Annotated in this window: 22 protein-coding genes; 4 read left to right on the plus strand and 18 right to left on the minus strand. The window is 68.5% G+C overall.

Annotated features, from left to right (window positions below):
- Nucleotides 1-113: 113 nt before the first annotated feature.
- The 3 genes from OO71_RS35975 to OO71_RS35985 are packed head-to-tail and all read right to left on the minus strand — an operon-like array spanning nucleotide 114 to nucleotide 2,370.
- Nucleotides 114-1,511: an aromatic ring-hydroxylating oxygenase subunit alpha gene (locus OO71_RS35975; RefSeq protein ID WP_051792627.1), complete on the minus strand. Its 1,398-nt coding sequence runs from the start codon at nucleotides 1,509-1,511 to the stop codon at nucleotides 114-116.
- An 18-nt stretch (nucleotides 1,512-1,529) separates the two neighbouring features.
- Complete coding sequence (locus tag OO71_RS35980; protein ID WP_033294488.1) at nucleotides 1,530-1,985, minus strand: nuclear transport factor 2 family protein; 456 nt, start codon at nucleotides 1,983-1,985, stop codon at nucleotides 1,530-1,532.
- Between the two features lie 16 nt (nucleotides 1,986-2,001).
- On the minus strand, nucleotides 2,002-2,370 hold the full coding sequence (locus OO71_RS35985) for a 2Fe-2S iron-sulfur cluster-binding protein (protein WP_051792628.1): 369 nt from the start codon (nucleotides 2,368-2,370) through the stop codon (nucleotides 2,002-2,004).
- Between the two features lie 202 nt (nucleotides 2,371-2,572).
- Between OO71_RS35985 and OO71_RS35990 the strand changes: the two genes are divergently transcribed.
- On the plus strand, nucleotides 2,573-2,935 hold the full coding sequence (locus tag OO71_RS35990) for an ArsR/SmtB family transcription factor (RefSeq protein WP_051792629.1): 363 nt from the start codon (nucleotides 2,573-2,575) through the stop codon (nucleotides 2,933-2,935).
- 3 nt (nucleotides 2,936-2,938) lie between these two features.
- Here OO71_RS35990 and OO71_RS35995 read toward each other — a convergent pair whose 3' ends face one another.
- Together OO71_RS35995 and OO71_RS36000 are read right to left on the minus strand one after the other, a co-directional pair.
- A complete protein-coding gene (locus OO71_RS35995) occupies nucleotides 2,939-4,393 on the minus strand; it encodes an NAD-dependent succinate-semialdehyde dehydrogenase (protein ID WP_211260781.1) in 1,455 nt (484 codons plus the stop codon).
- Nucleotides 4,394-4,472: 79 nt separating this feature from the next.
- Nucleotides 4,473-5,270 carry an enoyl-CoA hydratase/isomerase family protein gene (locus tag OO71_RS36000; protein ID WP_033294489.1) on the minus strand — a complete coding sequence of 266 codons (798 nt, stop codon included), beginning with the start codon at nucleotides 5,268-5,270 and terminating at the stop codon, nucleotides 4,473-4,475.
- A 47-nt stretch (nucleotides 5,271-5,317) separates the two neighbouring features.
- On the opposite strand from OO71_RS36000, the gene OO71_RS36005 reads away from it, so the two are divergent.
- Complete coding sequence (locus OO71_RS36005) at nucleotides 5,318-6,268, plus strand: VOC family protein (protein ID WP_211260782.1); 951 nt, start codon at nucleotides 5,318-5,320, stop codon at nucleotides 6,266-6,268.
- An 8-nt stretch (nucleotides 6,269-6,276) separates the two neighbouring features.
- Here OO71_RS36005 and OO71_RS50570 read toward each other — a convergent pair whose 3' ends face one another.
- Both OO71_RS50570 and OO71_RS36010 read right to left on the minus strand, forming a co-directional pair.
- Complete coding sequence (locus OO71_RS50570) at nucleotides 6,277-6,420, minus strand: hypothetical protein (protein ID WP_156096736.1); 144 nt, start codon at nucleotides 6,418-6,420, stop codon at nucleotides 6,277-6,279.
- 524 nt (nucleotides 6,421-6,944) lie between these two features.
- Nucleotides 6,945-7,652 carry a TetR/AcrR family transcriptional regulator gene (locus tag OO71_RS36010; RefSeq protein WP_033294491.1) on the minus strand — a complete coding sequence of 236 codons (708 nt, stop codon included), beginning with the start codon at nucleotides 7,650-7,652 and terminating at the stop codon, nucleotides 6,945-6,947.
- 102 nt (nucleotides 7,653-7,754) lie between these two features.
- Between OO71_RS36010 and OO71_RS36015 the strand changes: the two genes are divergently transcribed.
- Nucleotides 7,755-8,606 carry an NmrA family NAD(P)-binding protein gene (locus OO71_RS36015; protein ID WP_245633893.1) on the plus strand — a complete coding sequence of 284 codons (852 nt, stop codon included), beginning with the start codon at nucleotides 7,755-7,757 and terminating at the stop codon, nucleotides 8,604-8,606.
- An 81-nt stretch (nucleotides 8,607-8,687) separates the two neighbouring features.
- Here the strand turns inward: OO71_RS36015 and OO71_RS36020 are convergent, their stop codons facing one another.
- From OO71_RS36020 to OO71_RS36070, 11 genes are all read right to left on the minus strand, one after another.
- The gene (locus OO71_RS36020; protein WP_033294493.1) at nucleotides 8,688-9,437 is read right to left on the minus strand and encodes a cyclase family protein; all 750 of its coding nucleotides are present in this window, start codon (nucleotides 9,435-9,437) and stop codon (nucleotides 8,688-8,690) included.
- A gap of 16 nt (nucleotides 9,438-9,453) precedes the next feature.
- Nucleotides 9,454-11,049 (minus strand): indolepyruvate oxidoreductase subunit beta family protein, encoded by a 1,596-nt coding sequence (locus OO71_RS36025; RefSeq protein WP_033294494.1) that lies wholly within the window; start codon nucleotides 11,047-11,049, stop codon nucleotides 9,454-9,456.
- Complete coding sequence (locus OO71_RS36030) at nucleotides 11,046-13,211, minus strand: thiamine pyrophosphate-dependent enzyme (RefSeq protein WP_033294495.1); 2,166 nt, start codon at nucleotides 13,209-13,211, stop codon at nucleotides 11,046-11,048. The genes OO71_RS36025 and OO71_RS36030 overlap by 4 nt, the downstream gene beginning before the upstream one ends.
- Nucleotides 13,212-13,246: 35 nt before the next feature.
- Nucleotides 13,247-13,888, minus strand: a complete 642-nt coding sequence (locus tag OO71_RS36035) for an MBL fold metallo-hydrolase (RefSeq protein ID WP_033294496.1) — start codon at nucleotides 13,886-13,888, stop codon at nucleotides 13,247-13,249.
- Nucleotides 13,885-14,910 (minus strand): aldo/keto reductase, encoded by a 1,026-nt coding sequence (locus tag OO71_RS36040; protein WP_051792630.1) that lies wholly within the window; start codon nucleotides 14,908-14,910, stop codon nucleotides 13,885-13,887. The genes OO71_RS36035 and OO71_RS36040 overlap by 4 nt, the downstream gene beginning before the upstream one ends.
- Nucleotides 14,907-15,308, minus strand: coding sequence for a rhodanese-like domain-containing protein (locus tag OO71_RS36045; protein WP_033294497.1), 402 nt, complete (start codon nucleotides 15,306-15,308; stop codon nucleotides 14,907-14,909). The genes OO71_RS36040 and OO71_RS36045 overlap by 4 nt, the downstream gene beginning before the upstream one ends.
- A 60-nt stretch (nucleotides 15,309-15,368) precedes the next feature.
- Nucleotides 15,369-16,166, minus strand: coding sequence for an ABC transporter ATP-binding protein (locus OO71_RS36050; RefSeq protein ID WP_033294498.1), 798 nt, complete (start codon nucleotides 16,164-16,166; stop codon nucleotides 15,369-15,371).
- 11 nt (nucleotides 16,167-16,177) lie between these two features.
- Nucleotides 16,178-16,966 carry an ABC transporter permease gene (locus OO71_RS36055; protein WP_033294499.1) on the minus strand — a complete coding sequence of 263 codons (789 nt, stop codon included), beginning with the start codon at nucleotides 16,964-16,966 and terminating at the stop codon, nucleotides 16,178-16,180.
- Entirely contained in the window at nucleotides 16,963-17,775 is an 813-nt protein-coding gene (locus tag OO71_RS36060) for an ABC transporter permease (protein WP_051792631.1), read from the minus strand. Before OO71_RS36060 ends, OO71_RS36055 begins: the two co-directional genes overlap by 4 nt.
- Nucleotides 17,772-18,776, minus strand: a complete 1,005-nt coding sequence (locus OO71_RS36065; RefSeq protein ID WP_033294500.1) for an ABC transporter substrate-binding protein — start codon at nucleotides 18,774-18,776, stop codon at nucleotides 17,772-17,774. The genes OO71_RS36060 and OO71_RS36065 overlap by 4 nt, the downstream gene beginning before the upstream one ends.
- 72 nt (nucleotides 18,777-18,848) lie before the next feature.
- Nucleotides 18,849-20,450 carry a phytoene desaturase family protein gene (locus tag OO71_RS36070; protein WP_033294501.1) on the minus strand — a complete coding sequence of 534 codons (1,602 nt, stop codon included), beginning with the start codon at nucleotides 20,448-20,450 and terminating at the stop codon, nucleotides 18,849-18,851.
- Between the two features lie 238 nt (nucleotides 20,451-20,688).
- On the opposite strand from OO71_RS36070, the gene OO71_RS36075 reads away from it, so the two are divergent.
- Complete coding sequence (locus OO71_RS36075; protein WP_033294502.1) at nucleotides 20,689-21,561, plus strand: PaaX family transcriptional regulator; 873 nt, start codon at nucleotides 20,689-20,691, stop codon at nucleotides 21,559-21,561.
- The last annotated feature ends 33 nt before the right edge of the window (nucleotides 21,562-21,594 follow it).

A 21,594-nucleotide genomic window follows, 5' to 3' on the forward strand; every position in this document is an offset into this window, starting at 1 on the left:
CGACGTCCTGTGGGCCCTCCTGCGCGACGGCCGGAAGTTCACACCGACCGCGCCGCAACCCACTACCGCTGCGGCTTGACACGATCATTCAGATTCCTTCCGTGCGTTTGCGGTCAGAGCGGCGTCGCCAGATAGCTGTCGATCTGCTCGTGCAGGTTGCTGATCCCGCGCTCGTAGACGTCGGACAGCCGCTGCTCGCGGTGGCTGCGGGTGCGCAGGCCCCGCTGCTGCGCTTCGATGTTGCCGAAGTCCTGGCGGGGAACCAGCCCGAAAGCTGCTTCGTCGTCGGCGGCGAAGACTCCTTCGAGGCCTGCCCGCTCCGCCTGTTCGCCGTCCGGTTTGAGGGTCAGGCCGATCAGTTCGAAAATGCAGCGGTCCGGTCCGAGCGGACGCGATCGGTACTGGATCGCGTTGCCGTACTGCGGGAGGATGATGGTGTTCGGGAACAGCTGGAAGATCCCGCTCCAGCGCAGTTTCACGTCGGGGGTCGGGCGGCGCATGGGCAGGTTGTGCTCGAGCGCGTAGTCGTAGATGGCATCACCGTAGAGATCGGCGAAGGTCTGCCCGGCCGGTACCTCTACGTCGCCCATCGCGTCGAGCACGTCCTGGTCCTTCTGCTCGACCATCGCCCACAGGCCGTCGAGCAGGTTCGCGTTGCTGGCCCGGAGCTGGTCCCGCTGGGTCTTGGTCATCTCGGCCGCCGACGCGCCGTCGGCGGCGGCCGACTTCGCCAGCGCCGCCAGCATCAGCGCCCGGTACTGCGGCGAGCGCTGGACCCAGGAATGCCCGTTCTTCTCGTGGTGATACGTCTGGAAATCCGAGCTGAACTTCCGGCCCATCCAGAAGCTGAGCTGCGGGTGCGTCTGCATCACGTGGTAGCCCTCCATGAAGGCTTCCAGCGCGATCTTCCAGTTCGCCTCCACCTCGATCGCCCGCCACCAGGTCACCTTCATGTCCTCGACGCTCATCGGGTCGAGGAGCGAGGGCATCGGTTCGAGAGCATCCGCCAGCGGCCGCGCCGCCAGGTCGAAATTGATGAAGACGCAGCCGCCCCAGAAGTCCACTTTGCACTCTCGGAGGCGCAGTTTCTCCGGGGTCATGCAGTCCGCCCGGAATGCGTGGTCGCCGTAGATGTACGAGCTTTCGCCCCGCAGATTCCACGACCAGCCATGGAACGGGCAGACGATCTCGCCCGCGGCGAACGTGCCGGTGCCGGTCGCCAGCTGGGTCGCGCGATGGCGGCAGGCGTTGACGAAGGCCTTGACCTCGTGTTCGCCGGTGCGGACCACGAGCACGGTCTCGTCACAGATCCGGTACTCGACGAAATCGCCGATCTCGGGGATTTCCTCCAGCCGCGCCGCCATCTGCCAGGTCCGGGACCACAGCCGCTCCTTCTCCAGCTGGTAGAACTCGGGCGAGAAGTAACGCTCCGCCGGGATGTAGCACGGGTCCGTGATGGCGTACGGGACTTCTTCGGTCACCGCAGGTTCGGACGTCGGCAGCTCGGTCATGAGGAACTCCCTCGGTTGTCAGTCGGTGCCGGACGAAGCGCCGGCCACCGCCGTCCACGCTTTCGGCGACGAATCCACTGCGGTGACGGTGAACCGCCGGCTCGCATAACGCCATTCGCCCTCGTCCTGGATCACCACGTCGTCGTAGCAGCCGATGATCGTCGCCGTGCGGTCCGCGAAATGGGCGATTTCCTGGGTGTGCACCCGGCCTTCGATCCGCTCCGGCCCGGCATCGGTGACCACGGCCGCCCCCGGGCTCTGCAGCATGAAAACGGCCGGGGAAATGCGTTGTCCGAGCGTTGCCGCGATTTCCTCCGGTCCGGTGGCGAGCACACTGAACGGCGCGCCGATTTCCCAGGTACCGGCAACAGCCCACAGGCGGCTCGCGGCCTCCGCGTCCTTGCGCGTGACCGCATCCGAATAGCGGTTCGCCAGTTCCCACAACACTTGCTGCGGGTTCGCTCCGTCACGCACGCCGGTATCCTTTCCCTCACCACACAATGAACTCGGGCTCTTCCGGACCGGGCCCCCGGACGACGAGCGGGGCCTCGACGACCACCCTCCCCGCGCGATGGAAGCGCAGCTGGCACGCCAGCCGCTGCTCGCCCGGACCTTCACTCGGCGCGCGACGCAGCTTTGCGCGTTCCCGCACACCCGCTTCCTGCGCCAGGTCGGTTCCGCTGACGATCCGGCACCGGCAGCGAGTGCAGTTGCCCTGGCCGAAACACACGGTCGGCCAGTCCACTCCGGCCCGCCGGGCCGCGGCGAACAACGTCTCCCCTCCGGCGACCGTCAGCTCGATTCCCGCAGGCTGCACGCACACTTCGACGGATCGGGACGCGGACTTTCCGTCGGTCATCGCCCTCCCTCGTCGTCCGGGACCGGGTTTCGCGGTTCCCTGCCCGCAGTATCGGCGGAACCTCCGCCCGGCAGGGGCACTTTTCCGGTCAGCGGCACGGCGGCTTGCCCTTTTACGTCAATAGTTCTAAAATCATCGAAGTGTGGATGGACTAGATTGGGCAAGTGCGGAATCGACGGACTTCGCACGGTCAGGAGGCACTGTGTCCGGCAAAGCAGCGGCTGCGCCCGAGGTGTTCAAGGCGCTGGGCGACCCCATCCGATGGAACATCGTGCAGCAGCTGGCCCAGCAGGACGAGGTCCCCTGCAGCCTGCTGGAGGACACGCTCCCGGTTTCGAAGCCGACCATCTCCTACCACACGAAGATCCTCAGCCAGGCCGGGCTGCTCGACGTGCACAAGCGCGGCCGCAACTACTACTACACGCTCCGCGCTGACGCCCTCCGGCACCTGATCGGCGACCTGCAGGAAATCGTCCCGGCGGAAGACGAGGACATTTCCCCCGCTCCCCGCCGGAAAGCAAAAGCCGAAACCGCACCGCGATCGGCGACCTTGCTCACCTGGTAGCGGTCACCGCAGGGCGAGGCCGACGAGCTTGACGTCGAGGTACTCGTCGATGCCCTGCGCGCCGCCCTCGCGGCCGAGGCCGCTGAGCCCGACGCCGCCGAACGGGGCCGCGGCCGAGGTCGGGTTGATGTCGTTGATCCCGACGATCCCGAACCGCAGCGCCTCGGCGACCCGCACCGCACGGCCGAGGTCGCGGGTGTAGAGGTACGACGCGAGGCCGTACTCGGTGTCGTTGGCCATCCGGAGCACCTCGTCCTCGTCGTCGAACGGGATCAAGGCCGCGACCGGGCCGAACGTCTCCTCGCGGTAGATCTGCATCGAAGCGTCCACGTCGGCAAGGACGGTCGGGGCGAAGAAGCTGCCGTCCCCGAGCCCGTCTTCGACCAGCCGCTCGCCGCCGGTGAGCAGGCGCGCGCCCTTCGACACCGCGTCGTCGACCTGGCGGCGGACCTTCTCCAGCGCCGCGGTGTCGACGAGCGGCCCGACGTCCGCGCCGGAACTGCCGGGGCCGACCCGCAGCCGCTCGCACCGGTCGGTCATCGCCGCCGCGAACGGTTCCATGATCGAGCGGTGGACGTAGATCCGGTTCGGGCTGATGCAGGCCTGACCGGCGTTGAGCAGCTTGACCAGCGTCGCGCCCTTGGCCGCGTGCACCGGGTCGGCGTCCTCGAACACGAGGAACGGCGCGTGCCCGCCCAGTTCCATCGACAGCCGTTTCATCGTGGCCGCGGCCTGTCCGGCGAGCAGTGTGCCGACCTCGGTCGAGCCGGTGAACGTGAGCTTCCGGACGACCGGCGAACCGAGGAAGACCTGCCCGGTCTCCTCCGGGCGGCTGGTGGTGACGAGGTTCGCCACGCCTGCCGGGAGACCGGCCTCCTCGAAGATCTCGAACACCGCTGCCGCACACAGCGGCGTCTGCTCTGCCGGTTTGAGAACGGTCGTGCAGCCGGCCGCAATGGCCGGCGCGAGCTTCCGGGTGAGCATGGAGATCGGGTAGTTCCACGGTGTGATGGCCGCGACCACCCCCACCGGCTGGCGCATCACCAGGAACCGCTGGTCCGCGCGGGCGGACGGGACCGTGCTGCCGTAGACGCGTTTGGCCTCCTCCGCGAACCAGAGCAGGAAATCCGCGGCGTACCGCACCTCCGTGCGGGCGGCCTTGAGCGGCTTGCCCTGTTCCAGGGTCATCAGCGCGGCCAGTTCCTCCTGGCGTTCCAGCATCAGCGCGTGCGCCGCCTGGAGCACCTCGGCCCGCCGGTACGCGGTCTGCCCGCTCCACTCCGGGAACGCGGCTTCGGCAGCTTCGACGGCCCGCTGCGCGTCGGAAGCGCCGCCGTCGGCTGCATGACCGATCTCCGCGCCGCTGCTCGGGTCCGTGACCGGGAACGATCGGCCCTCGTCCGCCTTGTCCCAGCGCCCGCCGATGAAGAGCGTGCTGCCGTCTCCGCGTCCCATCATCACCCGTCCATATTTTTAAATTTATCGGACGACGGGAAGTCTAAACCGGCCGTGCCGCTTCCGTCGAGCGCCGATCCGGTCAGCGGCCCCGGAACCGGGGCGCCCGGCGGCGGCGGAACGCTTCGACGCCCTCGTGCAGGTCGGCCGTGGTCATGGTGACCGGCTGGGCCAGTGCTTCCCACTGGATCGACGCTTCGAGCCCGGCAGCGGACTGTTCGAGCCCGGACTTGGTCAGCCGTACCGCGATCGGCGCTGCTTTTGCGATCTGCGCGGCGGTTTCGAGAGCGGCTGCCAGCACGTCGTCATGGACGTCCGCGACGAGTCCCCAGTGATGCGCTTCGTCCGCGGGCACCTCGCGGCCGGTGTAGAGCATCTCCCGGGCGCGCGGGAGGCCGATCGCCTCGGGGAGCAGGCGGGTCGCGCCCATGCCGCCGTGGGTGCCGAGGTAGACGAACGGGGTGCTGAACCGTGCGGTGGCCGCGGCGAACCGCAGGTCACAGGCCAGCGCGAGGCAGACACCCGCGCCGACGGCCGGGCCGTTGACCGCGGCGATCACCGGTACCGGCAGCTCCCGCGGGCGCAGCCAGCTGCGGTAGAACGGAAGCATCCGGTCCCGGAGCCGGTCGGTGGTGATGTCCTCGGCGGCGCCCTGGTCGAGCCAGGACATGTCCGCGCCCGCACAGAACGAGCTACCGGCGCCGGTCACGACCACGGCCCGGACCTCGCGGTCTTCAGCCACGGCTTTCATCGCGTCGTCCCACGCCGCGGTCATCTCCGCCGTCATGGCATTGCGGACCTTCGGCTGGTTCAGCGTGATCAGCCGCACCCCGGTGCCGGGCTCCGTCACGAGTACCGCGTCGCCCGAGCCGGTCTTCATCGAAAGATCCCTTCGCTTGCACACGAGCTGGATACGACAGTTTTAAAATGATACAACTGATCGGCCACCTCACCAGCAAAGGACAGCCGATGGCGATCGGGAAACTGTTCCACCTCATCCATCTGACCGGCGATCTGCCCGCCCTGGAGGCGTGGTACGACGAGGTTTTCCAGGTCCGCCGAGGTTTCCTGGACCACCACTACATGGCGGGCGAGAAACGCGACGCGTCACTCGTGCTACTGGGCGATACGGTCCTCGAACCACTCGCGCCCGCTTTCCGGGTGGCGGGCTGGGAAACCATGCCGCTCGGCCGGTTCCACCGGCGGTTCGGCACGCACTGGCACTCCGTGGCCTGGTACACCGACGACGCCGGGGAAATCTGGCAGCGCTGCACCGACCACGGCATCCGCGTCTTCGTCGAAGGCGGCCGGCTCACCGAAACCCGCCCCGCCCCGGGGTCCGCGATCATGACCCATCCGAAGGACACGATCACCCAGCTGGAGTTCTTCAACCCGGCCGGAACCATGGATCGCAAGGACCCCCGGCTGAACGGCTCCGGGTACGATTCCCGGTGGTGGCTGGAAAACCACCCGGTGCAGACGCCCGGGCTCGCGTACACCACGATCCTGACCCGCGACCTCGAACGGGCCACTCACGTGTACACCGGCATCCTCGGCGGCACGTTGCTGCACAAGGATTCGTCGGAACTGACCGGAACGGACGACGTCTACGTGCAGCTGGGCGACACGGTCGTGCAACTGTCCACCCCGAACACCGACAGCACGATCGCCGCGGCAGACCTGTCCGCAAACGGCGAAATCCACCACGCGGCGGCATTCCGCGTCCAAGACCTCGACGCGACGAAGGAGTACTTCGACAGCAAGGAAATCGCCACCATCACCCGCGACGACCACACCCTGATCACCGACCCGGCGACCACCCAGGGCGTCCCCTTCCGCTGGACCACCTGGGATGTCCCCGGCGGCCCGCGTAGCTGACGGGCAGGTCAGTCCGGCCACACCCGCACGGCAGTGGTATTGCGGGCGACCGCCTCGTGGACCTCCGCGGCTCGCTCCAGTGGGTACTCGTGCAGCAGGGGGTGCGGGATCCGGAGCCGTCGCGGACCGGCGGCGTCCAGCGCGCCGGACACCACCCGTGCGCCGATCGGCAGGATCGGGTAGTACGTCTCGAAAATCGATGTTGTCGATCACCACCTGCGGGCCGCCGTGGGTGGCTTCGGTGATCGCGGAGGTCGGGGACGGTGCCGCCCAGTGCCGGGTCGATCTTGTCCGGGCGGCGGCTCAGGCCCACCACTTCGGCGCCGCGCGCGATGGCCAGGCTCGCCAAGGTGGATGCCAGCGCCCCGGACATTCCGGTGAGCAGGACGGCGGTACCCGCCTCGACGCGGGTCGCGGTCAGTTGCGTCAGCGCGACCGGTCCAGTGGCGGGCCAGTGCGGCGGCTTGCCGCCAGCGGTGGCCCGGCGAAATCCTCGCCGTTGTACGGATCCCAGACGACGGCCGTCCGCCCCGCCGCCACAAAACCGCTTGGCGAATTCCCGCATCGGCTGGTTGAGTCCCATGATCGTCGGGTACCGGAGCACGCCGGTCGACGCGTGCGCGACGGTGATGCGCAACCCGGACAGCCGAACGTCTTCGATTTCGTCTGGCATGGCTCAGTCGCTACCCTCGGCACCAGTCCGGGCAGTGAGGCGGTCGAGCCACTGCCTGAGCAGACGTACTTCGGCGGCGGTCAGGGTGGTTTGGCCGGCAAGGGAAGCGCGCAGTGCGCGGGCCGCTCCGGCGGGACCGGATTGCGGCACCGCCGGACGGCGGTTGGTGACCGCGGCGATCATGGCCTCGCGCATGGTCGTCAGCAGCGCCGGATCGCGCAGCCCCGCCGGAATGGACAGGGCAGTGAGCACGGCACCGCGGGCGGTGGCGTGGATGATCAGGACGGCGAGGCCCTCGTCGACGGCCAGCAGGCCGCCCGCGGCAAGCCGCCGGACCCGCCGCATCAGCATTTCCATGCTCGCGCTGAAGGCGGCCGACGTGAGGTCGCCTGGTCCGCCGTAGGCCAGCGTGTACAGCGCCGGGTTGCCCAGCCCGAACTCCACCGCGAGGTCCCAGCCGGCGCGGAGATCGTCGACCGGGTCCGCGCATGCGTGCCCGGCCGGTGCCGCCGCCAGGTACTCGCCGATCCCGGCTTCCACGACCGCGGAGAGCAGCCCGTTCTTGTCCCCGAACAGCCGGTAGATGGCCGGCGCCTGCACCCCGGCGGCGATCGCGACCGACCGCGTGGTCACGGCGTCCGGCCCGCTGCTCGCGAGGAGACCGGTGGCCGCCTTGACGATCACTTCCCTGGCCTTGTCCGCGGTGTTCATGAATCAACGATAACGCATATCCGTTTCCAGTGATAATATCTGTGCTAACATAGTCGAGGTAACACTGGAAACAGCGAACAGGGGCACCACATCGTGATCATCGTGACCGGAGCAACGGGGCAGCTCGGACGGCTCGTCGTCGAAGGGCTGCTGGCGACCGTGCCTGCCGGGCAGATCGGGGTCAGCGTCCGCGATCCGGCGAAGGCACAGGCGTTCGCCGACCGCGGAGTGCGGGTCCGGCAAGGCAGTTTCGCCGACCCGGCAAGCCTTCGGAAGGCTTTCGAGGGCGCCTCCCAGGTGCTGATCATTTCGAGCAACACCGCCGGAGACGCCGCCGTCCAGCACCACCGCACCGCAATCGACGCCGCCGTGGCGGCCGGTGCCGGGCGCATCCTCTACACGAGCCAGATGGCGGCGAGCCCGCACTCGGCGTTCGCGCCGATGATCGACCACGCGGCCGCCGAAGCCGCGCTTCAGGAGACCGGCGTACCCTTTACGTCGCTCCGCAACGGGTTCTACGTGGCAAGCGCGCTCCAGTTCCTCGGCCGCGGCCTGCAAAGCGGCGCGCTTCCGCTCCCCCAGGACGGCCCGGTGAACTGGACCGCGCACGCCGACCTCGCGCAGGCGGCGGTCATCGCGCTCACCGAAGAAGGGCGGCTGGACGGCATCACGCCCCCGCTCACCGCGTCCGAGACGCTCACCTTCGAAGACCTCGCGGCGATCGCCTCCGACGTCACCGGGCGCAAGGTCAGCCGCACGGTGATCAGTGACGAGCAATTCGCCGGTGCCGGACGGGAAAACCACCTTCCCGAGGAGCAAATCGCCATGGGTCTCGGGATGTTCGCGGCCAGCCGGGCCGGGGAGTTCTCAGCCATCGACCCGACTCTCGAGAAACTGCTCGGCCGTCGTCCCCGGACGTTCCGCGAAGAACTGGCGGCGGCCCAGGTCGGCTGACCTGGGCCGCGTCGCCGGTACCGCCAGGCACGCCGGCTTCCTCCCGCGAACGCTTTCCTGACGAGCTCCGGCTACCCCGGGCTACCGTTCGACCAGTGCGAGTACCCGCGCCGGGCTGCCGGAGCCGTCCACGATCGGCAGGGGGCAGACGACCAGCACGCTCCCCGTCGGCGGCAGCCGGGTGATGTTGCGCAAGCTGGTCAGACCCCATTTCCCAGCACCCAGCAGGAAGCTGTGGCAAGGGAACGGTGGCGTGAACCCCGGCGCCGCACCCGCGTCCGTGCCCACCGTTTCCACGCCGAGCCCCGCGATCGGCGATTCTTCGGCCAGCCACTGGGCGCAATCGGCCGATACCCCGGGAGTGTGGGGCCCGGCGGCGTCGTCTCCGCGGGCGTCCCAGCCGGTGCGGTACAGCAGCCATCCGCCTTCGGGCAGCGGGCCGTGTTCCGCCTGCCAGGCGCGGACGTGCTCGACCTCCAGTACGAAGTCCGGGTTCTCGGCGACCTCGGCGCTCAGGTCGAGCACCACCGCCGAGCTGACCAAAGTGGACAGTGGGGCCTGGGAGACGTCCAAGCCGTCCTTGCCGGTGACCCAGTGCACGGGGGCGTCGAGGTGCGTTCCCGTGTGCTCGCCGGTGTGGATGTCGTTCCAGTACCAGGCGGGGCCGCGGTCGTCGTAACGGCTCAGTTCCTCCAGGCGGAACCGGCTGGTGTTGGCGAAGGGCTCGGGCAGCTCCAGGATCGGGGTCGAGGACTGCAACGGGGTGGTCAGGTCGACGATCTCCACCGCGCCGGAGCGGGTGGCGTCGAGGAGTGCACTGAGGACGGACATGATGGCTCCCGGTAGGTCAGAGGGTCAGCGCGGCTTCGGCCAGGCGGGCATCGAGGGCGGCACCGTCCTCATCGGACAGTGCGGCACGACGGAGGTCGGCCAAGGTTTGCGCAGCTTCAGCAGATCCACGCAGCACGCGGGCGGCACTCATGAGTTTCATGAAACTGCCGCTGCCATGCTCGTATGTGGCGCCATAGCCTTTCAAAACGCCTTGGCAGCGGAGGATCTCGCAAGCCAGCTCAGGCTCGCAGGCGCACGCGGTATCCAGCCACTCCTCGATCGCGGCTTGTTCCCGGCCGAACCTCAGGGAACGGGGTCGTAGCGGACGCATTCGCGCCATGGTCGCCAGCATCGTGTAGCCGACGATCGAGCTCGTGTTGAGCACCATGCCCTTGCCGGTGACCGTCCGCACGACCCGCTGGAGCGGCCGCCATTGCCGCAGCGCCGCACCCATCCGGGTCGGCAGGGTGTCGGTGATCTCGTCGATCTGCGGGTGCAGGTACTCCCGGACCTGCACGAGCTGACCGGGCTCGGCACCCGCCTCCCTCCGGACGCGGGCCATCCGCCCCGACCGGACCTTCTGGTGCGCAACGTGAACCGTGTCCTGGTAACACATCCACAGCGCCACATTCCGGGCCGCCTCGGTGGTCAGCGTTGCGGCGCCGTCGACGTCCGGGTCCAGCTCGGCCAGCCGCGCCACTCGGTCGAGGTACCGTTCGGCGTAACCGACGTCCTGATACAGACCCGTCCGCAGCAAGCCGTGCAGCAACATCGACCGCGCGGCGCCCGGGAAATCGAGCGCGCGCTGCGCCAGCGGCCGAAGCGCCGTACCCACCAGCGTGCCGGGGTCGGTTGCAGCGATCTTGTTACGACGCAGTTCCTCCTCGGCCTTCACCTCCTCGGCAGTACGCGGCCGCGGTCCGATCGAGATGTCCACAACGGACCGAGGCGGTTCAGCCGCGGCAAATCCACCGGCGAACGCCTGCAGTGAGGGTGCCACCCCCTTGCCGAACTCGCGGATCTGCTGCTCGAACTCGTCCCGCGCGAAAGGCAGCGCGCCCGAACCCGCCAACGCCCCGAACAAGGCCGCACTGATCACGCTGTGCGCCTGCTCGGCGATCTGCGAGAAGTCCGCGGCAACGAGGCGCTTCGAGCCCCGGCGGACCGCGTCGAGCAGTGCTGCGCTGTCGACCCGGCCGTCGCCGAGGGACATCTTCTCGTCGATGGCGTACACGCGATGGGTCGACGTGATCAGCGTGGTGCGGGACGGGGTCGAGAATCCCCGCTGCACCGCCCGGCCACCCTCCATCAACTCCGACGCGAGGACGACGTCGACCTCGCCGGGGGTCGGGAACAGGCTGAGCACCGGCGCGCTACGGCCCTGGTCAGCCGGGCCGTCACCGGGTCCGGTGGGCGGAAAGAGCTCCACGTAGTAGACCGTCGCCCCGGTGCGCTGAGCGACCCCGGCAACCGACGTGCTCTGCGCGCGGTGCCCCGCGCGCTCGGCGAGCGCCACGATCCAGTCGGCGAGGACACCGCCGCCCTCCCCGCCCATCGCGAGGATCGCCAGCGTCAGCGGACGATGTCCGGAGTACCACGACGGACCGGTCATGCCACCACCTCGAACCGGGCCGCGCGACGCTCGATGCCACGACCCGCGACCCTGATCCACCAAGCACGTGCTTTGGCGAGGAACCGGTCCCAGCGCGTCGGGTTGTGCACGACATCCGTGCGGTAGAACGACGGGCACAGCACCGCTGCGTGCGCGTTCGCGCCGCAGACCCCGCAACCCACGCAGCTGTCCAGAACGGTGGCGATGGGATCGGTGCGCATCGGGTCCGGGTTGTCGGCGATGGTCAGCGACGGGCAACCGGAAATCCGGATACAGGCGTGGTCGCCGGTACACGTCTCCGGGTCGACCCCGAACCGCTCGCGGACGACGCGTTTCCCGTCCCGCACTGCCTTCGCCCGCTCCGGCTTCACCCGCCGCTGCCGGTTCAGCTGGCACTCGCTCTGCATCACGAGGACCTTCGGCCCGGCTTCCGTATCGGTCAGCGCTTCGACGAAGGCGTCCTTCACCGCGGCGACGTCGTAGGTGTCGTCGACCGTGCGCGCCCACTCGACGCCCACCCCGCGGACCGCCTTCTCAATCGGATGGCGGGTCGACCTGGTGGGACTCGCCGCCTGCGACGACGCCACGTCCTGTCCGCCGGTCGCGGCCGCATACCCGTTGTCCACCACGACGAGCAGCTGATCGTTCTTGTTGAACACGGCATTGCCGACCCCGCTCGTCAAGCCGTTGTGCCAGAAGCCGCCGTCACCCATCATCGCGATCGTGCGCCGATCGGACTCCGCCGAGCTCAGCGCGGCCGCACCCGCGGAACCGAGGCCGTACCCCATGGTGGTCGCCCCGAGGTCGAACGGCGCGTTGATCGCGAACAGGTGACAGCCGATGTCCGCGCTCACGTGGTGCTTGCCGGTCTCCCGCTCGGCCAGCTTCAGCCCGCTGAAGATCGGCCGCTCCGGGCAGCCGGTGCACAGGCCGGGCGGGCGCGCCCGGACGCTGTGCTCGGCAACCGGGGTCGCGAACGGGCTGCGGGGGTCGTCGTCGGCGAGCAGCAGCGCCGGTTCGGCGGTGACGGCGTCTGCAAGGTAGCGACGCAGGAAGGCGTGCAGGCCCCGCGTTACGGCCAGCGAGGTGTACTCGCCCCCGGCGGGCAGGAAGTCTTTGCCGTGCAAGGTGGTGGGTACCTCGGCGCGGCGAAGGATGGCGTGCAGGTTCTGTTCCAGGTAGTCCGGTTGTCCCTCCTCGACCATCAGCACGGCCCGCTTGTCCCGGCAGAAGTCGATGATCTCCTGGTCGGCCACGGGATAGGTGACGTTCATGACGTAGAGCGGGATCCGGGTGCGGCCGAACGGATCGGAACAGCCGAGCAGTTCCAGCGAGCGGTTCAGCGTGTTGTACAGCCCGCCCTGGACGACGATCCCGACGTCGGCCAGCCCGTTGCCGAACACCTCGTTGAGCCCGTGTTCGGTGATGTACCGGACCGCGGCCGGCCATCGATGCTCCAGTTTCTCCCGTTCGTGCAGGAACGAGGCAGGCGGCAGCACGATCCGGTCGACTGCCCGCACCGGGTTGCCCGCCGCCTCCGCCACCGTCAGCGGCGGGCGCCGGTTGTCCTTGGCCACGAAGGAACCGTGAAGATGGCACGACCGCAGCCGCAGCTCCAGGAACACCGGCGTATTGCTCGCCTCCGACAGCTCGAACCCCGCCTCGACCGCGTCGACGATCGCGGTGAGGTCGGGCCGGGGGTCGAGCAGCCACATCTGCGACTTCATCGCGAACGCGTGCGAGCGCTCCTGCATGATGCTGGACCCCTCGCCGTAATCCTCACCGAGGATCACGAGCGTGCCGCCGGTGACGCCGCCGCTGGAAAGGTTCGCCAGCGCGTCGGATGCGACGTTGGTGCCTACCGGCGACTTGAACGTCACCGCGCCCCGCAAGGGCTGATGCACCGATGCGGCCAGCATCGCCGCGGCAGTCGCCTCCGACGCACTGTTCTCGAAGTGGACCCCGAGCTCGTCGAGAATCTCGTGCGCATCCCCGAGTACGTCCATCAGATGGGAGATCGGCGCACCCTGGTATCCGCCGACATAGGCGACGCCGGATTGCAGCAACGCCTTGGTCACCGCGAGGATGCCCTCCACCTGCAGCGTCGTACCGGCTCCGTGCCGCAGCTTCTCGACCTCGGCGACGAAGGACCGTTCGGCCATTGTTTCTCCGATCAAACCTCAGGGACCTGCGGAATTCACGCCACTTCGACGGCCGTACCCGGGTCCACGTGCCGGAAATCCACCCCGAACGGCGCACTCGCCTCGGCCACGTGCTGCTCGCAGAAATCACGCCCGAAGTCCGACAGCAGGCACTCGTGGATCTGGAAGGCCACGGGCGCACGAACGGCGACGGTGAAGTCGACCACCGCGCCCGTCGTCGACCAGGGCGCGTGCAGCGGCACCGCGAGCACCCGCACGGGCCGGTTCGGTACCGCGAACGAATCGCCCGGGTGGTACACGCCCTCGACGAAGTACCCGACGTTGTCGATGACGGGAATCGACGGATGCACGACTGCGTGTTGCCCGCCAAAGGTTTCCACGGTGAAGCCGCCCGCCTCGAATGTCTCGCCCGCGGTCACGACGGTCGCCCGGTCGCCAAGGTCGGACAGCGCCGCCGCGACCGATTCCGGTGCCCAGACCCGCAAATCCGGGTTGCGCAGCCCGGCTGCCTTGATCCCGGCCACATCGACGTGGTCCGGATGCTCGTGCGTGACCAGCACTCCCCGGACGGAATCCAGCGCTTCGCCGAGTTCCGACCAGATACCCGGATCGATGACCACGGAACGGTCACCGTCGTCGATGCGTACGCAGGCATGCGTGTACTTGGTGACGATCATCGGCTACCCACCGGCCGATGCCACCGCCGCGGAACTCCGCGGCTGGTCGCGAACAACGCACCGAGTTCGGTCATGTCCTCGTCGGTCAGCTCGAGATCGAGTGCTTCCGGAACGAGGTCCAGGTGGCCCGGACGGCGCGGGCCGATGATCGGCAACATGGTGTACGGCAGCGCCAGCAGCCAGCCGACCGCGACGGCGGGCATGCTGACCCCCTTCTTCTCCGCGAACCGCTGGAGCAGATCGAGGTCGACGTACGCCTCGTCGCCGAGCATCCGGCCGTAGATGTGCGGCGACATCTCGACCCGCGAACCCGCCGGTGGTTCGAGCCCCTTGCGGTACTTGCCGGACAGGATCCCGGCCGCGAGCGGGCTGTACGCGGTGATCGCCAGCCCCTGGTCCTCGCAGAGCGGGAGCATCTCCGCGTCCAGGTTGCGGTCCATCAGGCTGTAGGAGTCCTGGATCCACTGGAAGCGATGCAGGTGGTACTTGTCCGACAGCCACAGGGCTTTCGTCATCATCCAGGCCGGGAACCCGGAGGCGCCGAGGTACCGGACTTTGCCCGCGACCACCAGGTCGTTCAGCGCTTCGAGCGTTTCCTCCAGGGGCGTGGTCATGTCGACCGCATGCGGCAGGTACATGTCGACGTGGTCGACGTTGAGGCGGCGCAGGCTCACCTCGATCTGCTGCATGATGTGCCGCCGGGACAGGCCGTAGTCGTTGGGGCCGTCGCCGACCGGATGGTGCACCTTGGTCGAGAGGACGAGCTGGTCCCGTGCCGCGGAACCCTTCTTCTTCAGCCAGGCCCCGACCGCGGCCTCGCTCGTTCCGCCGCCGTAGCTGTTGGAGGTGTCGAAGCAGTTGATCCCGAGATCGACCGCGGTGTCCATGATCCGGGCCGCCTCGGCGTCGTCGACGCCCTTGCCGTAGAGCCGCGGGTCCGCGCCCACGCCGCCGAAGCTCCCGCATCCGAGAATGATCGAAGAGACGCGGGCGCCCGTTGATCCCAGCTGCCGGTACTTCATGCCGAACGACCTTCCACCGGCGCGACCTGGTATCCCGCGGCAAGCCAGCCGCGCAGCCCGGCCCGCAGGTCGGCGACGTCGGTGTAGCCCAGCACCTCCATCAGCGCGAGACCGGCCACCGAAGACCGCTCCCCGCCCATCGAGAACACCACGACGCGCTTGGCCGGGTCCATGAACTCGAGGTGGAACTTGCTCTCCGGGTCGGCAAACCACTCGATGACGCCGCGGGAAACGTTGTGTGCCCCCGGAATCGTGCCGGTCTTCCAGGTCTCCTCCGCGTCGCGGACGTCGACCAGGATCGTCTCGCCCGCGGCGAGCTCACGGGCGAGATCCTCGACAGTGATCTCCGGGACGATCTCCTCGGCGCGCAGGACGAGCGCGTGCGAACCTGATGCCATCGTGATTTCTCCTTCGGTATCAGCCCTTTTCGGGCTTCGACATGGGGGGGGCGCCGGGGCTCAGCTCGGCGACATTCCCCGGATCCGCTCCAGTACGTGGGTACGCAGCTGAGCGAACCGCGGATCGGCTTTCGTGTCGTGCTGGTTCCGGGGGAAGGGCAGGGGGACGTCCACGATCTCGGTGACGCTCGCCGGGGTACCGCCCAGCGCCACGACCCGGTCCGAGAGGTACACCGACTCGTCGATGTCATGGGTCACCTGGACGACGGTGACGCCCCGCTCCTCGCGGATTTTCAGTACCAGGTCTTCGAGATCGCTGCGCGTCTGCGCGTCCACCGACGCGAAGGGCTCGTCCATCAGCAGCAGCTCCGGCTCGGACGCCAGCGCGCGGGCGATCGAAACCCGTTGCTGCATCCCGCCGGACAGCTGCCACGGGTAGCGCCTGCCCGCCTCGGCCAACCCGACGTCGGCGAGCGCACGACGGACCCGGCGCAGCTGCTCGTCCTTCGGGATTCCCTTGCCGCGCAGGGGAAGCGCAACGTTCGGCTCGACCTTCAACCACGGTAGCAGAGATCGGCTGTAATCCTGGAACACCACCGCGCACCCGGGCGCCGGTCCCGCGACGGCAGTGCCGTCGACGACGACTTCCCCGGCATCCGCGGTGGTGAGACCGGCGATCGTCCGCAGGAGGGTGGACTTGCCGGTGCCGGACGGACCGACGATGCAGACGATCTCCCCCGACCGTACCTCGAAGTCCACGCCGGAAAGCACCTCGTGCTCCCGGCCGTCGGAGAGGTAGCTCTTGGTGATCCCGCGCACGACCAGCTTGGTCGTGGTGGCAGCGGTCGTCGCGACCATGTGCAGTCCTCTCATTTCGCGTTCGCCTCGACTGCCCGCAGGCCGCGGTGCCAGCCGAGCAGCACGTGCTCCACTGCGCCGTAGAGGAGGTTGATGAGGTAACCCAGCAAGCCCAGCAGGATGATCGCGGTCCAGAGATCGGTGACCGCGGAGGTCTCGCGAGTCCGCAGCACGAAGTACCCGATTCCCTCGGTCGAGGCGAACAGCTCGCTGCCGACCATCATGGACACCGCGATCGAGACGCTCACCCGCGTCCCGGCGAGGATCTGCGGCAGCGCGGCCGGGAGCATGACGCGCGTCAGGCGGATGGCCAGCGGCACCCGGTAACACCGGCTGATCTCCGAGACGAGCGGGTCGACCTCGCGCAGCCCGTCGGTGGTCCCGAGCAGGATCGGCCAGACGCTGGCGACGGCGATCAGGATGATCTTCTCCGTCGAGCCGACCCCGAAGAACATGATCGCCAGCGGGACCAGCACGATCATCGGGGTCGCCCGGAACAGCTCAAGCAGCAGCCAGCACCGGCGGTACAGCGCCGGGACGAGCCCGAGCAGCAGGCCCGCCACGATCCCGGCCACCACGGCCAGCGCGAACCCGATGCCGAGGTTCGCGAGGCTCGGCAGCAGGAACTCCGGAATCCCCGAGAAAATCCAGTTGCCGACGAAACGCGCCCAGATGTCCTTCAGCGGCGGGAAGTAGAACGACTCGGAATCGCGCGAGGCAACCCACCAGGCAACCACGAGCAGGACCGGCAGCCAGATTTCGATCCCCAGTACGGCAAGGCGGCGACGGACGGACTTCATGCCTGCCTCCTTCCGGACACCCGCCACGGGATCAGCAGACGCTCGACGGTGGTCAAGACCATCGTCAGCGCGAAACCCATCAGCGAGATCAGCACGGTGTAGGCGTAGACCTGAAGAGTGGCGCCGACCGCCTGGGCGTTGGCCAAGGAGAAGCCGATGCCGGGCGTCCCGGCCACCAGCTCGGTCCCGACCGTCGCGATGAAGCCCATGATGATGGCCAGCCGCAACCCGGTCGCGAGATAGCTTGCGCAGCTGGCCAAGGTGATGCGGACGAACCTGGTGATCCGGCCGAGGCGGTACATCCTGGCCATGTCCATCAGCAGCGGGTCGATGTCGCGGGCGCCGTAGACCATCTGCAGCAGGATCGGGAAGACACAGGTCGGGACGACGATGAGGAGCTCGGTCGGCAACCGGGTGCCGAAAAGCAGGCTGGCCAGCGGAAGCAGGGCCAGCCCCGGCACCGAACGTTTGAAGTCCACCAGCAGGCGGGTGCTCCGGTACCAGAAGTCCGACCGGCCGATCCCGATGCCGAGCGGGACCGCGATGACGATCGCCATCGCCAGCGACGCGAGCTCGCCGGAGAACGTGTCCCCGATGGCCCCCCAGGTCGACGGGTCCCCGAGCAGCCCGAGGAGTTCCCCGGCCACCTGGCCGACACCCGGCAGCGTGTTGCCGCCTGCTCCGGTCATGCTGAGGATCTGCCAGAGCAGCAGCACCGCACCCACCACGGCCAGCTGGCCGGGAAGCGCCGAGACGCCGTTGATCGTCTTCGGCCGTCGAGCCCGTACCGCGAGTACCCCGCGGCTCATGACTTGCCTGCCGGGAACAGCGCGGTGGCGTCGACCGGTTGCTTGATCAGCCCGAGATCGTGCATGGCGTCGGCAATCGACTGCGTGGCCTTGGCGTCGACGGCGTCGCTGAAGGCAGGCCAGTGAGTCTGCGCGGCTACCTCCGCGGGCGTTTTCCATTCGCTGATCAGAACTTGGCGGACGGCATCCGGGTTGCGCTGGGCGTAAGCGTCGGACTTCGCGATGGCAGCGCGCAACTTGCCGAGCAGATCGGGATGTTCCTTGATCCACATTTTCGTTGCCGTCACGACCTTGTCCGGCGCTGCCCCGAATGCCGCCTGCGACGGATCCCCCAGCGACTCGAACTGCCCGGTCGCGCGCATCTGCGTCGCGTCCGGGTCGGCGACGTTCACCGCGTCGACGTCACCGGAGCGCAAGCTGGTTTCCATTGACGTCACCGGGACCGCGAGGACGTTGACCTTGGCCGCGGGATTGCCGGACTGCTGCCGGGCGAGCATCTGGAGCGCGACGTCACCGGCCGCGCCGAGACGTTGTACCCCGACTTTCTTCCCGATCAGATCGGCTGCCTTGGTGATCCCGCTTCCCTTGCGTACCAGCAGGTCTCGTCCGGTACCGCCGGCCGCACCCGCTTCGTTGGTCGAAGTCTGAGCCACGACCTGGACCGGGAGCCCGTTGGAGACACTGCCGATGACGCCCGGTACGGCATCGAAGGAAAGATCGTTCTGCCCGCTCATGATCGCCGGGGAAAGCTGTCCTGCTCCGACGACCACCGGTTTCAGGTCGATGCCCTGCTCCCGGAAGTACCCCTGGCCGATCCCGACGAAGATCGGCGCGATCCCCGGTGACGGGACGTAGGCGAAGGTGACGGTGGTCTGCCCGTTCGCCGACGGGGCGTCCTTGGCCTCGCCCGCGCCGCAGCCGGCCAGCACGATCGCCGCGACGGTACCGGCGGTGGCAGTTGCGGTGGCCGCGCGCAATCTCGAAGCGTTGAGGTGGAACATAGCCACTTCCTTCAGCTGTATGTCGGCCTGTGGTCTCCGTGCCGGGCGTCGCCCGCCGGGGACGGCAGGTGGTTACTTTCCAGAGGTCGATCGGGTCCAAGGTCGTCGGTGCGCGCTCTTCAGCAGTGCTTTCGCGGCAAGCTCGCCGGACACCGCGTTGACCCCGGCGCCCGGCCAGGTCCCGGCTCCGGCCAGGAACAGCCCCGGGACACCGGAGCGATACCGGCTGAGCTCGAGGCTCGGCCGCATCAGCAGGAACTGGTCGAGGTGGTGGCTGCCGGAGACCGAGTCGCCGCCGACGAGATTGCGGTTCGCGCGCTCGAGGTCCGGCGGCGCATGGGCACTGACGCCGAGCACGACGTCGCGAACCGCCGGCGCGTGCCGTTCGAGCAGGTCCAGCACCCGGTCCGCGAAGGGCTCGCGGGCCTCGTCCCACGTCCGCGCCGCGATCCGGCCTGCCGCGTCCCCGCGGATCATGCCCGGCACCATCCGCACCTGGATCCAGGCGACCTGGTGGCCCTCGCGCGGCACCCGGGTGGGATCGACGACACTCGTCTGCCCGACCACCAGCAGCGGCTTTTCGGGCAGCAACCCGCTCAATGCCTGCTGGTACACCAGCGCCATATCGTCCACGTACCCGCCGAGATGGACGTAGGCGGACTCGGCAAGGCGCGGGTCCTGCCACGGCACCGGCCCGGACAGCGCAAGGTGGAGCATGAAGGTACCCGGCCCGAACCGGTAGTCGCGGCCCGCGCGGACCATCGGCGCCGGGGCGGCCGGGCCGAGCATGCGTGCCAGCTGGGGTACGAGAGCCGTCGACACCACGCCGCGGCGGGCACGAACGGACGTTCCGTCGGCGAGATGGACCCGGACGGCACCCGCCGCCTCCAACCGCTCGACCGCGCTTCCCGTGCGAACTTGCCCACCACGCCGTTCGAGCAGCCGTTCCAGGGCTGCCGGCAGCCGCCCGGCGCCACCCTCCACAAGGGACATTCCGTTGATCATGTCGAGAAAGCATTCGAGGAGCGGAAACACCGCACCACCGGCGATATCGGGGGCGTAGTCGAGGTGCATCCCCCAGGCGGCAAGGAGTGCTTTCGCTTCCGGGGAAGCGAAATAGCGTTCCCCCAAGGTCCGTGAGCTGGCGACGAGCAGGCTCGCCCACTCCCCGCTGTACCCGTGCTTGCGGCCGCTCCGGATCGTGCGCGCCGCGGAAACCAGCGACCGGGACGGCTGACGCTGGGTGTAGACCGGCAGGTACCACGACGAGAACGCATCGAACACCTCCCGCAGGCGCTGCCAGCCCTCGGCGTCCGCGGCCGAGTGGTCCCGCCACATCGCCAGCGTGGCGTCCGGATCCGAGGTGACCCGGAGGCTGGCGCCGTCCGGGAACGCGGACGCATACGGGTGTCGCGAGGTGGCAAACCGCAACCCGCCGTCGCGCAGCTCGTCCCCGTACCGCGCGTGAAACGGCGATCCCAGGAAGAGATTCATGTTGGTGGCAAAGAGATCGTGCACGTACCCGGGGATGATCGGCTCGCCGCTGCGGACCGCTCCGCCGATCTCCGGCTCGGCTTCCACGACGAGGACCTCGAGCCCGGCCTCCGCGAGCGTGGTGGCGGCGACGAGACCCTGGTGGCCCGCTCCGATCACCACTGCGTCGACTTCGTGCATCCGTGACCACCTCCGGCGCCGGATCCGGGGGACTCCCGGGCTCGCTTGGGATGGGAGGCTATGTCGGTCCTGTGATGCTCGTCAAGAAACTGATGTCTCGCATCTGTTACGACCAAAAATTTTCTGATCAACTGCGACGGACGTTTCCGCAGGTCAACGGCCTACCGACGGGCGCGGACCGACAGTCGGAAGCACCGGACGCCGTCAACTCCACACGTCGTTGTCCTATAGTTCGCTCATGCTGCCCAACACCATCGAGGCGAGCAGGGAGCGCGAACTACGCCCGCGCAGCCTCGCCATCTCCGTCTTCGATCTCTACGCACACGAGACCGACGACTGGGTGAGCATCGACTCGTTGCTCAAGCTGATGTCCGCGCTGAACGTCGAGCAGCACACCACCCGGTTGACGGTGTCGCGCTTGAAGAAACGCGGTCTGCTGTGCGCCGAACGCACCGGCGACACCGCCGGATACCGCCTGTCGCCACTCGCCCGCGACCTGCTCGACGAAAACGGCCGCCGCTCCTTCGGCCGCCGCCGCGCCGACCTCGGCGACGGCTGGGTCACCGTCGTTTTCAGCGTCCCGGAATCCGAACGGGAGAAGCGCTACACCCTGCGGTCGAGGCTGGCGTGGCTGGGCTTCGGCACGGTGGCCTCGGGAGTGTGGATCGCCCCGGCCACCCTGTTCGACGAAACCGAGTCGATGCTCCGCCGCCACGACCTGTCCGAGTACGTCGACCTCTTCGTCTCGGACTACCGCGGCGCACAGCCGGTGGAACGCTCCGTCAGCACGTGGTGGAACCTGCCCGGCATCGCCGACGGCTACCGTGATTTCACCACCGACACCGACGCAATCCGCCAACGCGCAAAATCCCGCAAGACAATGCCGGACGCCGAAGCCTTCGCGGGATACGTCCAGTCGATCACCCGCTGGCGCCGTATTCCACTGGTGGACCCGGGTATCCCCCGCCCACTGCTCGAGAAGGACTGGCACGCGGAGTACGCAGAGAAAATCCTGGCCGAGATCGAGACGCGGCTGGCCGCCCCGGCGAGACGGTATGCGGAGACGATCATGCAGGGGGCCGGTCATCGGGAGACCACAAGTTCAGCCTGAGCCGCACTGCCCCATGAACGAGAAAGTGCCCCC

It is taken from the genome of Amycolatopsis jejuensis, from assembly GCF_000717335.1.
Classification (GTDB): domain Bacteria; phylum Actinomycetota; class Actinomycetes; order Mycobacteriales; family Pseudonocardiaceae; genus Amycolatopsis; species Amycolatopsis jejuensis.